The organism is Candidatus Chloroploca mongolica (genome assembly GCF_004762035.2).
GTDB lineage: Bacteria > Chloroflexota > Chloroflexia > Chloroflexales > Chloroflexaceae > Chloroploca > Chloroploca mongolica.
The window spans coordinates 308,932-322,503 of sequence record NZ_SIJK02000001.1 but is presented as its reverse complement, the minus strand read 5'-3'; the positions used below and the strand labels follow the sequence as shown (position 1 = coordinate 322,503).

The 13,572-nt window shown below is 60.4% G+C and carries 13 protein-coding genes; 2 read left to right on the top strand and 11 right to left on the bottom strand.

Annotation, left to right across the window (positions count from 1 at the left end; all coding sequences use genetic code 11):
* Positions 1-13 precede the first annotated feature (13 nt).
* The 5 genes from EYB53_RS01445 to EYB53_RS01425 form a co-directional block, all read right to left on the bottom strand.
* On the bottom strand, positions 14-487 hold the full coding sequence (locus EYB53_RS01445) for a hypothetical protein (protein ID WP_135475957.1): 474 nt from the start codon (positions 485-487) through the stop codon (positions 14-16).
* Between the two features lie 125 nt (positions 488-612).
* Positions 613-999, bottom strand: a complete 387-nt coding sequence (gene csx15, locus EYB53_RS01440; protein WP_216863536.1) for a CRISPR-associated protein Csx15 — start codon at positions 997-999, stop codon at positions 613-615.
* On the bottom strand, positions 996-1,727 hold the full coding sequence (locus EYB53_RS01435; protein WP_135475955.1) for a DUF1887 family protein: 732 nt from the start codon (positions 1,725-1,727) through the stop codon (positions 996-998). The genes csx15 and EYB53_RS01435 overlap by 4 nt, the downstream gene beginning before the upstream one ends.
* A 431-nt stretch (positions 1,728-2,158) precedes the next feature.
* On the bottom strand, positions 2,159-4,885 hold the full coding sequence (locus EYB53_RS01430; RefSeq protein ID WP_135475953.1) for a hypothetical protein: 2,727 nt from the start codon (positions 4,883-4,885) through the stop codon (positions 2,159-2,161).
* A gap of 633 nt (positions 4,886-5,518) precedes the next feature.
* A complete protein-coding gene (locus EYB53_RS01425; RefSeq protein WP_135475951.1) occupies positions 5,519-8,602 on the bottom strand; it encodes a hypothetical protein in 3,084 nt (1,027 codons plus the stop codon).
* A gap of 859 nt (positions 8,603-9,461) precedes the next feature.
* Here EYB53_RS01425 and EYB53_RS01420 point away from each other — a divergent pair.
* Positions 9,462-9,974, top strand: coding sequence for a DNA-deoxyinosine glycosylase (locus EYB53_RS01420; RefSeq protein ID WP_135475949.1), 513 nt, complete (start codon positions 9,462-9,464; stop codon positions 9,972-9,974).
* Positions 9,975-10,160: 186 nt separating this feature from the next.
* Here the strand turns inward: EYB53_RS01420 and EYB53_RS26960 are convergent, their stop codons facing one another.
* From EYB53_RS26960 to EYB53_RS26950, 4 genes are all read right to left on the bottom strand, one after another.
* Complete coding sequence (locus EYB53_RS26960; protein ID WP_135475947.1) at positions 10,161-10,562, bottom strand: LuxR C-terminal-related transcriptional regulator; 402 nt, start codon at positions 10,560-10,562, stop codon at positions 10,161-10,163.
* Between the two features lie 89 nt (positions 10,563-10,651).
* On the bottom strand, positions 10,652-11,206 hold the full coding sequence (locus tag EYB53_RS01410; RefSeq protein ID WP_371879048.1) for a transposase: 555 nt from the start codon (positions 11,204-11,206) through the stop codon (positions 10,652-10,654).
* The gene (locus tag EYB53_RS26955) at positions 11,133-11,762 is read right to left on the bottom strand and encodes a helix-turn-helix domain-containing protein (protein ID WP_135475943.1); all 630 of its coding nucleotides are present in this window, start codon (positions 11,760-11,762) and stop codon (positions 11,133-11,135) included. Before EYB53_RS26955 ends, EYB53_RS01410 begins: the two co-directional genes overlap by 74 nt.
* A 21-nt stretch (positions 11,763-11,783) precedes the next feature.
* Entirely contained in the window at positions 11,784-11,918 is a 135-nt protein-coding gene (locus tag EYB53_RS26950; protein WP_371879047.1) for a hypothetical protein, read from the bottom strand.
* Between the two features lie 47 nt (positions 11,919-11,965).
* Between EYB53_RS26950 and EYB53_RS01400 the strand changes: the two genes are divergently transcribed.
* Positions 11,966-12,565, top strand: a complete 600-nt coding sequence (locus EYB53_RS01400; RefSeq protein WP_135475941.1) for an alpha/beta hydrolase — start codon at positions 11,966-11,968, stop codon at positions 12,563-12,565.
* 270 nt (positions 12,566-12,835) lie between these two features.
* Here EYB53_RS01400 and EYB53_RS01395 read toward each other — a convergent pair whose 3' ends face one another.
* A complete protein-coding gene (locus tag EYB53_RS01395) occupies positions 12,836-13,174 on the bottom strand; it encodes a hypothetical protein (protein ID WP_135475939.1) in 339 nt (112 codons plus the stop codon).
* Between the two features lie 121 nt (positions 13,175-13,295).
* On the bottom strand, positions 13,296-13,572 hold a 277-nt coding region (locus tag EYB53_RS01390), incomplete at its 5' end, for a hypothetical protein (protein ID WP_205712552.1).

The window sequence follows — 13,572 nt, the reverse complement described above, 5'->3', positions numbered from 1 at the left end:
GGAACCGGCAAATCTAGTTGACACCAGGCGGCAAATCTAGTTGACATTTAACAGCGTCCCACGTGCCAAAGCGTGGGCGGCGCCCCAACCGCGCCTCGACCTGTTCCATCAACGGGAAGAAGTACGAGGGATCGCTCTCGTGAAAGGGGCGCGTCCGTTCGGCCAGGACAACCTCGGGGCCATGCGGCAGGCGCGTGACGACGATCCCGGTGGCGTAGCCCCAGAAGATGTCGACGCCGATCTGGATCTTCGCCCGTGGGGTCGCGTCGGTCGTCGGGGCCGGATGGTCATGACCGTCAGCCGCCTCGTCGGGCGCGGCATTGCGGCGCTTCTTGACGCCGAGGCTGCAATCCGGGTCCCCCGCGGGTTGGCGGGTTTTGTCGAGGCGGCCCTCCGGAATGAAGACCTTGGGATTGTTTTCCTTGACCCAGGCGAGCAGGCCTTGGGTATCACCGGCGATGGTGTCGCCAACACCGCGCCATCTCATCGCTGCGGCGCCCTGTCGCCGGCATGCCACGATCCGTGGTTACCGTGTCGCCTGTGGGGATGGTGCGTTCTCTACGCACGCCTCCCACCGGTATCGTGCAATTCGCATGTGCCCTTGCACTGTATTCAGATGCGCCGCCCACGAGCTGCGTCACGCAGGGTTTGTAGGTTGACGATCTCAGCCACTTCATAGCGTGTCGGCACACTCTGAGCCACCGGACGGATGTTGAGCATCGTCGGGAACCCACCACAACGCCCATGCAATTCGGCAACCAGGGCCAGGGCGACCGGTGCCAGGGCCGGTGGGTTCAGGATGATCGGCGTGGTTTGCCAGGCTTCGGGTGTCAGATCTGCCGCATTCGCCAGTTCCTGCGCAATATCTGCCAAGGGACGGGCGCGGTCTATCTGGGCAAGCAAATCACGAACTTCCAGGCTGCTCACACCGCAGTGCGCGGCGATCTGCGTTCGCTGTTCCTGGGTGAGCGGGTGACTGTAGTTGAGTACCAGGATCATAATTGTACTTTCATCAATTGTGCTGGCGCATCACGAACGACCCGGCCATGTTCGTAGACGGTTCGTACGTATTGCATCGGTACACCGTACTCACGACAGGCCAAAACTGCGCCTGCACTCATCTGTTTTGTTCCTGACGTGATATCCACAATCAGTTGATCCACCATTGCATCAGCCGTTTCGAGCGCATCGACCACGGCACGATGCGAAGCTTCGATATCAAACGCATCCGTGAGGGGCAATTGAGTGAGTTGTACCCGATCACCACCTGATTCGGTACGGAGCCATCCCGTGAGCATCTGCGCATTGCCACGTGCCTCACGTGACACAATCAGCCAGAGATGGGTCAACGTTCGATCACGTAAATGATGCTGAATCGCACGCTGTTCGCTTGCTTGTGGATTTTCGCTCACAAAGACAACAAGGCCAGCATAGCTTCGATCAAGAATCTGCGCTGGCTTGAGTGGCTTCAAAGGTGGTCGCCGACGGGCATTGTACCAAAGCCAGAGGAAGCCAACAATGAGGGCGAGGAGCAAGAGGGAACCACCGCTGAGCAGCATGAGGCGAACCACGACTGCTTGATCGGGGTCAGGACTCAGCACGATGAAAAGGAGATCATAGACAGCATTGCCAAGCACGGCCAGCACGATGGTACCGACCAAAAAGAGAACAGGAATGCTTGGATTGGTTACGTCTTGAAAGATATCAACGATACGTCGGCGATTCAAGGAAAACCTCACTGATCTTGCAGACACGCTGTTGTCTCACCAGACTGATGATAGCACATGAAGGCGTCACAAATATGCACCCCACAGATAAACCAAGCTCAGATCAGCCATTGTCGCCGAAGTGAACTGCGTACCCTGGTGCCGGTCGCAGTGCGGCCAGCGCCTGGAGCGTCGTTGCGGCGATCTTGCCGCCGGTGAAGACGGCGAGGAAGATGGTGGACAGATCGACCTTACCGTGCCAGTTCTGGAGTGCTGGGTGGTACTCTCCGGTGACGATCGCTACGGCCCTGGAAGGATTCCGGGTGAAGCAGAACGATTGTCCTGGCGCAGCGAGACCGAGGAAGAGCGGCGAGATGGTCGTTCTCCTGGCAGTTGTATTCGCTCACCTGACCATAGATGGTCACGCAATTGATCGTGCAAAAGCAGCACGTTCATGGAATGCAGTAACGGGGGATGATGTTTATGTTCCCAGACCAAAGAGTGAAATTCCAGTCTGGGTCGGTATATTGGTACGCAATATCCCACTTGAACTTAATCACCTTCCATCTTTCTGCATAGATAGAGAAGGCACCGCTGCCTGCCTTGAGGTATGCTGGGACGTGCAGGCACGCCTGAAAGCCATCTTGCACCGTGTACGTTCCGCTCGACCTGGCCGTCAACTCTGCGTGAATCACGTCGGCTGCCAGTTTGGGGCCGCCACGCACCGGCCATACCTGCCCGTAACCGAAAGCAGACACGTGGACTTTGGCGTCGCCAATTGCCCTGATTTCTGCTGTCAGATTGATGGGATTGCATACTTCCCACTCATATTCGTAGCTGAGGTTATAAATGGCAGCGGCTTCTAACTTCACTCCCACCTTCAATATCCACCAGACCGGGTAACTGAAGTCCAATTCGTAGAGGTCAAGATGCCCCTGTCTGATCGGGCCGCCATCTGCGTCGGCGCACGCGACATTGTATTGCACTTCCTTGACGTTCTGGTTGAATACCTGATAGTTGTAGCCAAATTGCTGCACATTGTCGTTCACAGGGAGGCTCCACACATTGGCGGTCGCCAACGTTCCCGACCGGTAGAAATCAAATTTCGGGATGTCTATGAAGTAGTTGGCTTGTTGCGTAGCGTGGGCTTTGATCCTTGGTACGCTCTCAATGACCACTGAGCCGGGGAGATTGCCGCCAAAGCGTTTGCCGCCGATTGCTTTGTCCCAGGCGCGGTAGAATGCGCCGCCTGGCTGCGGCGGATCGCCATAGTAACCAGCCAGGGCGGTTTTCGCGGCATCGCTGGGCTTGCCGGGGCGGTTTTTCAGGGCAATGGCTGCCCCTTCTTTGGGCAGGGGCTTGACGATGCCGCCGTCATCTTCCAGCGCCTGGATGAGAATGCTCTCGGCCTGGTTGCCGGGCACAAAGCGCAACGCCCAGTAGGCGGCCATCTGCACCCGTTCGTCGGTGTCCTGGTTGGTGGTTGGCAAGTAGGTATTGATGAGGGTGAGCAGGTTGGGATGGCCGGTGTTGCCCAGGGCCAGTAAGAGGAGCCGGGTCTGCTCTGGGGAAACGGCCGTTGAGAGGCGCGAACTCAGGTCGCCGTAGATCGTCGTAGCCATCCCGGGGTTGCGATCGGCCAGGGCGCGGCCAAAGGTGCCCCAGGCAAGCAGGGCCATATGCTGCTCGTCTGGCGTGAGCGCTGGGTTGCTGATGAGCGCCTGGATCAGGTTATAGGTTTCTGGCTGCGGCTCTTCCAGCAGCGCTAGATTGGCAAAGACCTGTTCCTTGCTGCCCGCAGATGCCTGCGCAAACAGGGGGTCAGCAGGGTCAATCAGGCGGCGCAGCAGAGCTTGGGCGTCGGGAGAACCGTCGTTGCCGAGCAAATCAATGTAGCGGTTGGTGATGGGTTCATTGGCCAGGCTGTTGCTCAGGCGGTTGGCGATGGCGGGAAGGACAACAGCCGTTGCCGGATTACGGCCGTCGACAACCATGATCTGGCGCATACGGACATAGGCAGCCAGGTCGTCGCCGACAGCAGTGGCATAGGCGTCGAGCTCCGCGTCCAAGTCTAGCGTATCCATATTAATGCCATAGGTAAGTTCGGGTATTTCGCCCAGATCAGCGCCGAGGCCCGCCCTTTCGTACACCAGATGGGCTGTTTGGGCGGTCACCTGGGTCGGGGTGTTTTCGACGGCCCGTAACTGCAACCAACCTGTCGAGCGGGAGGTGCCCCAAATGGCTATGCCACCAAGCGTATCTGGGTCAATCAGCATCGGGTTTTCGTCCATCACATCCGTCAGTTCGTGAAACGAGACGGAACGAAAGACGCCATGCCCTCGGTCTAGCACCATCTGAACCGTATTTGTCAGCGTGACGCCCTGCAAATTCCCCCTGCTATAAAGCGTGGTGAAAGCCTCATCGGTCAGCCGTTTGGTCAGGTGCAGCCCATCCCCTTGCAGCACAGCGGTGTACTGGGCTTCGTAGACCCCTTGCCCGCCATATTCCACAGTAGTGTAACTATTTTCTTCTGCCAGGCTTCCTTGCAGTGAGTTCAGCACACCCTTGAGGATATTGGCCGCTTCGGGGTTCACCCCTTGCGCCACTTGTACCTCCACAATCGCGCCGGAGGTATCTTGTTTGAAGAGCATCGGCGTGAGCAGGTCGGTCAAAATCTGCGGGTCATCCACAAACTCATCCGGCCCGGCAGGGTTTTGTTGGCACAAAACCGGGCTGACCAAGATGATAGAGCCAACAAAAACATCAGCCCCCTCTTGGCCGGTGATGCTGATGCGCGCTTGACCATACGAGAGCGTGGTGCTGGGGGTTTCGGCCCTTATTCCTTCGTCCTGGCTCACGGTGCCGAAAAGGGAATGGTTGGACATCTGGTAGTCATAAACATAGGTCTTGCCTATCTGGTATTGCAGTGCGCGAGTCATCGGTTGGGGGGTAGGCGCTGCTCTATCTCGCGCCAGCATAGGCAAATAGACCGTATGCGGAGATCTGGCAAAGGCACACTCTGCCGTTCCCTGCGCCAGCGTGGGCGTCATCGTTGCCGCCAGGTTTTGCGGTCGGGCTTCCATCGTCGCTGCGGGCGTCCGTGCCGTCGCGTGCTGTGCAATGAGGAGTGAGAGGAGCAGCAGGAAGGTTAAGGGCCACATCGTTTGGCTTATTCGCATGATTCAGGTCTCCTTCTTGGCAGTGACCCAAGCGTCTATGCTTGGGCTTTTCCCTCGTGCTACCAAGCCACAGGCGCATGGCATCCGAGACGTATGGCCTCTTGACCAGTGCTGTCCGGACGAACCTGACAGCGGTTGCATATCCCAGGGGACATGACCTTGAACCTTTTACCCACCGGGGTTGGCCCAATGGAACCCGCAAGGCTCTGTTGGCAACGGGCAGGGAAGCTGGGTTCACCGGCACGGTCGGACGGATGTCTTCACATGTAGCACGATGGTATCAGAGTTGCCGGTTTAGCGCAACCCAATGGGCAAAAGCTGCTGAAGCAAGGCACTCCTCCCAGCGTTGATGGTTTTCAAGAATGAAAATGCGTAGAAGCCCGTGCCCTGGGCGTCAACGCCTTGGCTCCTGGGCACCAAAGGTCATCTGCGTGGCCTGATCCAGCTGGCGAAGGCCGTAGCCGATGGCGTTGACGCCGACGGTGGGGGCGGATCGAGGTGATCCGCGAGGCTAGCGACACGCACCAACGCAAGATGCAATTGCCATAGCGCTTCAGTGCGTCGGTGCACGGGGAACCCGCGAAACACGGATGTGTCGCGCGGGCTGTTCATGTTCAGCGTGCGCCTGGCCCCTTAGCGGCGGGCCAGGGGCAGGTAGACACGCTGCAGCGTCGGGGTGGTGGTAGCCACAGCGTCGCTCTCCGAGCGCAGCGTAGTGACGCCGCCGCTGCTGCTCAGGTTGAACTGCCATCCAGGTGCCAGACCGGTCACCGTAACGGTCGAGAACGCGCCCGCGCTGCTGCCGGCGCCGACGAACGCGAAGCTGTCGCCGGCGCGGGGTGCGTAGCCCTCGCCGAACGCGAGTACGAGTTCGCCATCGAGTTGCGCCGCCCCGCTGACAGTCAACTGGTCGTACTGATCCGCCCCGACGAGATCCAGCCGTAGCTTGCTGTCGGGTAGAAAGGTCGCCGCACCTACAATGGACAGGGTGCCCGGTTGGGTACCGAGCGCGGCCAGTGTCTGGAGATTGCCATTCGGCGGCAGGGGTTCCAGCCCGACGTTGATCGTGCCGTGGTTCACCAGGGTACCGACGATCGCGCCACTGCCGCCGAGGGTGCCGTTCTCCCAGATGGTGAGGCTCTGGTCGGCAACGACGCGCCCGCCGTCCAGTTCGATTGCCCCGGCGCCGGTAGGCTCGGCGCTGGCCGGGGCACCCACCTCGATGCGCTGTGCCCGCGTCTGGCTCTCCGCACCGGCAACCGACAGCGACGCCTCGTCGTCGCCCAGGCCGATGAAGAGCGGGCCGACGCAGCGGAAGGCACCGCCGTCACTCACCCTGAAATCGCCGGTTCCACTGAAACCGATACTACAGCTCGCGCCGGCCCCCTGCCCGGCGGTGAGGGTCGCGCCCGCGCCCTCCACGAACACGATGGGCAGCGATCCGGGCTGGTGGCCGACTGAGAGCGAACGGCCGATATCGACGATGCCGCCGTCAACGATGCGCAGGCTGGAGACGGCCCCGGCGGTGTTGCCGAGCAGCAGATCCTGCCCGATCAGCAGCGTGGCCGGCTGCTGCAGGCTCTCGTCGACCCCACCGACCAGCACGCGGCTCCACGTTGATGAGCCGGGCGGCAACGCCACGGGGAGCCCCGGTGCCAGATTATCTACCGCAAGGGTCTCCGCGACCTGCACGCTGCCGCCGTCGCTGATGCGTAGGCTGCCGGGGTGGCCGCTGCCGAGCTCCAGCCCGGCCTGGATGCTCCAGCTGGTTGAGTTGGTGGGGTTGATCGCCTCATCGAAGCCGACCCCACTGACCGACACCTGCGAGAAGCCGCCTTCACCGCCGCTGGGGTCGAAGGCGGGATCGAAGTTCGGCGAGAAGGGTTCGCCGCCAATCCGTGCGCTGCTGCTCTGCAACGCGCTGCCGCCGACGAGGCTGATGTAGCCGGGGTAGCTCTCGCCCACCAGCAGGCTACCCGAGTCCCATTGCCCGCCTACGAGGGTAGCGAAGCGCCCCACCCCGCCAACACCAAGTTTCGTTTCACCCGTGGTGAGCTTCCCGCCAAAGAGCCCGAAGCCGGCGCGGCCCGCCTGCCCGATTACCAGCGGCCCGCTCACGTCGATCTGCCCGTCCGCGAGGATCTGAACGATGGCGTTTGTTTCGTCGTCGGTGGCGCTGGTCGGCAGCGCGCCCACGTACAGTTCGCCCACCTGCACCCGATCCACGACCGACAGACTCGTCTCGCCCTGCCCATCCCGGCTGCCCACCCGCAGCGCGCCGATGATCGCCAACTCGCCTGCCGTCCAGGTCACCTCGCCGTCCTGCAGCTCCACACTGCCCACTTGCTGCGTACCGGTGCTGACGGTGTAGGCATTCGCCAGGTTGAACAGCGCCCTGTCGCCCTGGCCCGGCACCTCTTCGCCCGCCCAGTTGGTCGGGTCGCTCCAGGCGCCGCCGTCGCCGTTGATCCAGCGACCGAGGGTGGGCGAGAGCAGCACGATCCGGGCCCGGCTGAGCGTCGGATCGAAATAATTGGCTGCCAGCGCGCCCCCGCTGCTCGCCCGATACAGGAAGCTGAAGCTGATCGGGGCGGGGAAGAGCGGATCGTTGCCGGCGAGGATCAGGGTGGAGTCGCGGAACAGCCCGCCGGCTGGCTGCGCCGGGTCGTCGCCGGGGGCCATTTGGTAGACCACGCTGCCATCGGGCTGAAGCAGCGCACTGCTGAAGGTGGCACTGATCGAACGCGAAGGCTGGCCGCTGCCGCTGCGCTCAAGCAGGGTACTGCCGTCGCGCACCAGCCTGAAGTTCCAGGTGTCGTTCGGTGCAAAGGTGAGCAGCGCGTAGATCAGGTTGTCGGCGTCATTCAACTGGAGGCTGCGCACCTCAAGGGCGCTGACTTCGGTGGTCGAAAATTGCTGTTCGACCTGGGTGGTGCCGTTCAGACTGCTGATGCGAAAGCCGATCTGCTCTAAGCGCGGGCGCGGCCCGCTGCAGTCGGAGTTGGGGTAGACCAGTGTGCTCAGGATCTCGTGGATCACCCCCTTGCCGTTGGCGTTTATGCGCACCCGCGACTCGTTGCTGCTGGCTGCGGCGAGCCTGCCGTTACTGCACGAAGTACGCGTGGACGGCCGCCGTAAGACTTCCTGGCTGCTCACGCCATCGCTGCGGTAGACGATAAAACCCGAGTCCCCCTCGACTTCGGCATCCTCGGTAGCGAGCCAGCGGCCGCTGCTCGTCGCGGTTTCGTTGCGGAAGCGGCTGCCGGGCGGCCCCAACTCCAGCAGCGTGAAGCCGCCGCCGACCTCCAGGCGCAGCGCCCGCGTGACCAGGCTCTGCCCAGCTTCGATGATCCAGAAATAAACGCGCCCGCTCGCGTCGACGAACCAGGGCTCGGCGCGGTTGATCGTAATGCTGGTGCCGATCCCCGAGGGCAGCTGGGCGGGCACCTGAGCGCCGTCGAGCAGGAAGGGCTCGATACTGTTGGCGATCAGCCGGTAGACGCCGATGGTGCCGGCGATCTGGGCGAGGAAGTAGACCGTACCGTTGTTGTCGATCAGGCCGCCCGCCAGCGCCTGGAGCTCCGGGTTCGGAGGCAGGGTGATCACGTCGAAGCCGACGGCAGCTCGCGCCGGCGACGGGACGGGCAGCAAACAGAGCAGCAGGATTATGGCGAGCAGGCGCCGGAGCGGTGCGAGAGCAGCGCGGATTCTGGTCATCGGGGGTTCCTGGTTCCAGCGCAGGGCGATGAGCGTGCGAAGGCGGACCCGCAATACCGCAGAAGTCACACTGTGCCGGTTTCCCTCATGCTGAGCAAAGCGAAGCATCTCGGCAGGGACGCTTCACTTCGTTCAGCGTGACAGCGTTCCTTATGCGCTACTGCGATCTTACCTTTGACTCTTGTATGTGAGCACAGCCTCCGAATATTTGATCAGAGACACTGCATTGCACTATCACCTATGCGACTCTCGTGTACTTTCAGTGTTACAACCAGTATACCATGTCACTCTACAGCTGTCCCCCCACACCCAGAGATAGTTCAGGTCAACGTCGCTCTGCTGCACCCGGAGCATGCCCTGGACATCGCGCCACTGCTGATCGGACGGGCTGAGAGCGTACCAACGCAGCTTCGCATAGGCACGCCGTTGCATCCGGTGACCACCGGGGCGTTTCGGTAGCGGTGACTGTTGCACCCACCACCAGGGAAAAAGTTAATTGTGCATAACCATACAAAAAAAGATCTTCACGCAGGGCTTCATCAACCTTCACTATCGCGGGTTCACGGCTATGGTATGCTCAGCGCAGTATCCTCCCCGCATCATACCCACGCTGACCGTGCGTTGTATTGTTCCAGCGGTGGGTCGTGCCCACCTGATCCTTTCCGTACAACGGCGATGAAGCGTCGCGATGCGAAGGAGACCGTCTTTGCCCACCCTGCGCCCGTGGCGCGCCCGTGGCTTCGCGGAAGCCATCGTGTGGAGAGGTGCGGGCGATGGTGATGGTACGAAGGGAGAACCGTGATGCGTCGCTTGTTCATGCTCCTGCTCATGGATGACCATTGACGCTAGCAACTGACTGATGAATGTACCACCGTATCTTCATAGCTTTCCCCCGATCAGCGCTGAGACAGCGGAACGCTTGATCCTTGGCACGATGCCGGGCAAGGCCTCGCTGGCAGCCGGGCAATACTATGCCCATCCGCGCAACCTCTTCTGGCGGCTCATGGCGGAAATCCTGGGGTTCTCGCCCGAGGCTTCGTATGAGGAACGTCAGTTGGCCCTCCAGTCCGCCCGGATCGCGCTCTGGGATGTGGTGCAATGCTGCACGCGTACGTCGAGCCTCGATGCAGACATTGATGCCAGGTCGGTGGTGCCCAACGACCTAGCGACGTTTTTGGTCAACCATCCCCACATTCACCAGGTCTGCTTCAATGGTGCCAAAGCGAAGGCCATCTACGACAAGCACGTAGCGGCCAGGATCCGTGCCGTGCGCCCAGACCTCGTCTATGTTCAGCTACCGTCGACCAGCCCGGCCAACGCAGCGATCCCGTACGCACGCAAATATGCGGCGTGGTCGGAAGCGTTGCGCTGATTACCCCAACGGCATGGCCTCTTTGTGCTTGAGATGCCGATGGCAAAGCTTCCAGCTGCACGGTCCGCAGGGCACCCCAATCGTGCGCAGGGCATGAATCGAACGTTCACGGCTTTTCGGCTGGTTGATTTCCATATAACGGGTGGATGACTTGAATCACGACATTGCCCTTTTTGTGACCCTGATCTACGTAGCGGTGGGCAGCGACGATACATCTGCACCGCCGCGCTGCACCTGAAGTTTCGCAAAGATCCGGCGATTGTGCCCTTTTACCGTGTCTAGCGCCAGATAGAGCCGCTCGCCGATCTCGCGATTGGAGCAACCCTGGGCGATGAGGCGCAAAATTTCCTGTTCCCGTGCGCTCAAAGGCTCATGCATTCGGCCTGCTGCCGATAGGTGGTCAGCGTGGATAGTTGCATGCCTCATTGATTCTGGTCTGCGTGGCATTTTAAAAATCCACTTATCTTCATTAACATCGAGTGCATGAGCAACGCAGAAATCAACACCGGATTCATTGATATTTAATGAGTCCTGAATGATTATTATTCCATTTTCTTTTGCTATATTTATGATTTCGTTTTGCATCATCTTATCCTTTTTTTGCCGCAGGACGCGGCATCTTATATCGCCCCTACAGTACTGGTGCTGTTTTGGTTTTGCACACAACTATAGCAATCCTAAATCATTCGTACATCACCGTAGAGCGCGAGCTTGGCGAAGTCAAACTTTTGTTCGTCAAGCCGAGCGACAAAGCGCGCGGCAAATTCCTCGAAGGTCGCATCATTTTGGGGATTGGCCCGCAGGTCGGTCTTCCCTTGACGCCACACCTCCTCAATCGGATTCTGCTCCGGGGCATGTGGGGCGAAGTTGAGGCAGGTGATGATCCAGTCTTCGGGTTCGCGCCCTGCATTGATCTCCGCAAGCAACGCTTTGACGGCGCGACAGGTGTGCCAACTCGCGTTATCCCAACAGATGGTGAGCTTCACGTCGCGCTGGCGGTCGTGCAAGGTGAGGAGGAAATCCGTCGTTGACAGCTGATCGGCGACGCAATAGGGCACCACGGTCATCTCGCCCGTCCGCGCATCCAGCGCACCACGGTCATCTCGCCCGTCCGCGCAGCCAGCGCACCGTCGTAGGTCTGGCGTTCGCGGGGGTTGGTCAGGGCAATGGTCGTACGCGTATCCCGCTTGCCCCAGGCGTAGCCACAGGCATCGCTCCAAACCAGGAAACACTCGTCAACGAACAACACCTTGCGCGTCCCAGCCAGGATTTCTTCACGGTGCGCTTCCATATACGCCGTTCGTTCTTCGCGTTTGGCCGCGATGGCTTGATCGTTTTCTTGGGACTCTGCGCCTGCGTTTTCTGCCAACTCAGTCCCGCCGCGTGCAAGAGGTCGTCGTAACTTTGAAGCGACTGGTACTCCACCTCAAAGGTGGTTTTGAGGTAGGTCTGCAACTCGGCCACACTCCAGCGCTCCTGCGCTTGCAACCACGCGATGGTTTGCGTACGTTCTTCCTCGGTCAGATAGCTGACCGAGCCAAGATACCCGATCTGCAGCCCGGTCACCCCCTGCTCCTGGTAGATCCGCTTCCACTTGTTTTTGTCAAGTGAAAAGGGGCTCTCCCGCACTTTCCGTGCAGGAGGCGTCGCTTCGGAAGCGCGAGCGAGTATGCGGCGACGGAGCAGGTCAAACGTGGCTCGTCCATACATGCTGCGCTTGATCAGCTTCAGCCGATTCACCTGGCCCTCGACTTGTCCATTGCGGTAGGGCAATGAGAGGGCGGCCACCACCGCCGCTTTGTCGCGTTCTCACCCGACGACAAAGCGCTGAAGCTCGGCAATCCCACTGGCCGTGGCTCGCTGGAGCCACCCATCAAACGCCGCAGCCGTGCGCTCCCGCACCATCTGGATGAACTCCTGCGCCAGTTCATCGGCCACATCCACCTGGGGAGCCTGTTACCACGGCTGACACCCTCGGCATATTCGTTTGAATGGTCGGCCACTGCTTCGGCGGAATGGTCACCACAATGTTCCACCAGGCCCACCCACGGATCAGCAAGGGCTACCTCCTGCTCGACACCGCCGCCCACGCGCCGGTGGCACCGCGCTGGGCAGCGACACAGGCCCCGTGGGTGATCGGGCTGGTCGGACGGCTGCTGGAGTTGCTGCCAACCGAGCGGCGGGCGCTGCTGCACAACGATATGCAGCCCTTCAAGGGGACAGGCGATATCCACCTGAACCGGCTGATGGCCGACGCCTCGCATACCACGCTGCGAGCCTGGCTGATGGTTTATCGCGGCATCGCCCAGTACGACGGCGTCGCCGCGCTGCGCACCATGACCCAGCCGGTGTGGGTCGTCGTCGGCGAAGAGGACACGGTCTTCACCGTCGAGGACTCGCAGGTCATCCACAGTCACATCCCCGGCTCGAAGCTGATCACCGTCCCGGGTGCAAACCACATCATCGTCGTGAACAACCCCGAGATCGTCGAGCGGCTGATCCTCGACTTTATCCGCGATAGCATGATCTTCGACGAGCCAGAGAGGGTGAGCGCGGCTGTGGATAGAAATCAACCAGCCCAGAAGCCGTGAACGTTTGAGAAGGACTTATCGCTCTGTGATGAGCAAAAACAAGGATGGCCCATCGGCGCTGCTGACGGGAGGACGACGCCCTAAGGTACGCTGGCGGCAAAACGTTGACAGCAGCGCTGCCGAGAACATTCGTGTTCTCGGCAGCGCTGCTGTCATGCAACCGTATATCGCGGAGAGCACATGGCACTCTCGCCAGAGACAAGCTGCGCCTGCGATGTATGCCACCGGGCGCCCCTTTCAAGCCTTTGCTGAACGCTGCCCGGTCGAAGCCTAGCGGAATGTCTGGAAGATCTTGCGGCCGAGCATAAACGTGACGACTGCGGTGATCAAGAGTATTGGGATCGGATAACGGCGGATCATTTTTTTCAGACCGCCGCGTAGCCCGTTAACATCCTGATCTTGAAGGTAGTCTCCGCTGCGCTCAAGGGCGTCGGCGGCGGCTTTGGTGGCTTTGTTGAAGCGGCTCTCGGTGACCGCATCGACTTTGTCCTGCACGTCATTGGCCATCTCATCTATGCTATGGGAGCGCAGATAGTTTGCTGCCTGGGGGGCGGCATCGTCGTCGTGCGATCCGGTGGCCCGCTCGTTTCTACGAAGATTCATGCTCATATCTCCCTTTACTCTATTGAAAATCGTTTCTCAGCTTCGATCAGAAGGCTTTAAGGCAAATCGATCAAGATACAAGGCTATCGTTAGATTCAGCCTCCTATGCTCGACCGGGTGCTGCCGCCTAGTGTTGTCTCGAACCCTTCTCCCAAGCGTAGCGCACGGCTGTCTTGAACTCGTCCCAGGTGTTTGGATGGCTCTGATTCCAGGTACGGCGCAAGTCTGGCTCAACCACATCCCACGTGTGACCATGAATACCCGCGTCGGTGGCCATATCGGTGCCAAAGATATAGGCCCGGGCGTAGTCACTGTAGGGCCGTCCGCCCGCTGCCACCGTCGACTGATAGTGGATCTGAAAGTCGCGATCATTGTTGTCGTTGGCGCTGTGCATACCGCGGGCG

Excerpts from the sequence above, each read along its gene's own strand:
- EYB53_RS01445 (WP_135475957.1), bottom strand. The coding sequence starts at position 487 with ATGAGATGGCGCGGTGTTGGCGACACCATCGCCGGTGATACCCAAGGC.
- csx15 (WP_216863536.1), bottom strand. The coding sequence starts at position 999 with ATGATCCTGGTACTCAACTACAGTCACCCGCTCACCCAGGAACAGCGA.
- EYB53_RS01430 (WP_135475953.1), bottom strand. The coding sequence starts at position 4,885 with ATGCGAATAAGCCAAACGATGTGGCCCTTAACCTTCCTGCTGCTCCTC.
- EYB53_RS01425 (WP_135475951.1), bottom strand. The coding sequence starts at position 8,602 with ATGACCAGAATCCGCGCTGCTCTCGCACCGCTCCGGCGCCTGCTCGCC.
- EYB53_RS01420 (WP_135475949.1), top strand. The coding sequence starts at position 9,462 with ATGAATGTACCACCGTATCTTCATAGCTTTCCCCCGATCAGCGCTGAG.
- EYB53_RS26960 (WP_135475947.1), bottom strand. The coding sequence starts at position 10,562 with ATGATGCAAAACGAAATCATAAATATAGCAAAAGAAAATGGAATAATA.
- EYB53_RS01400 (WP_135475941.1), top strand. The coding sequence starts at position 11,966 with ATGGTCGGCCACTGCTTCGGCGGAATGGTCACCACAATGTTCCACCAG.
- EYB53_RS01395 (WP_135475939.1), bottom strand. The coding sequence starts at position 13,174 with ATGAGCATGAATCTTCGTAGAAACGAGCGGGCCACCGGATCGCACGAC.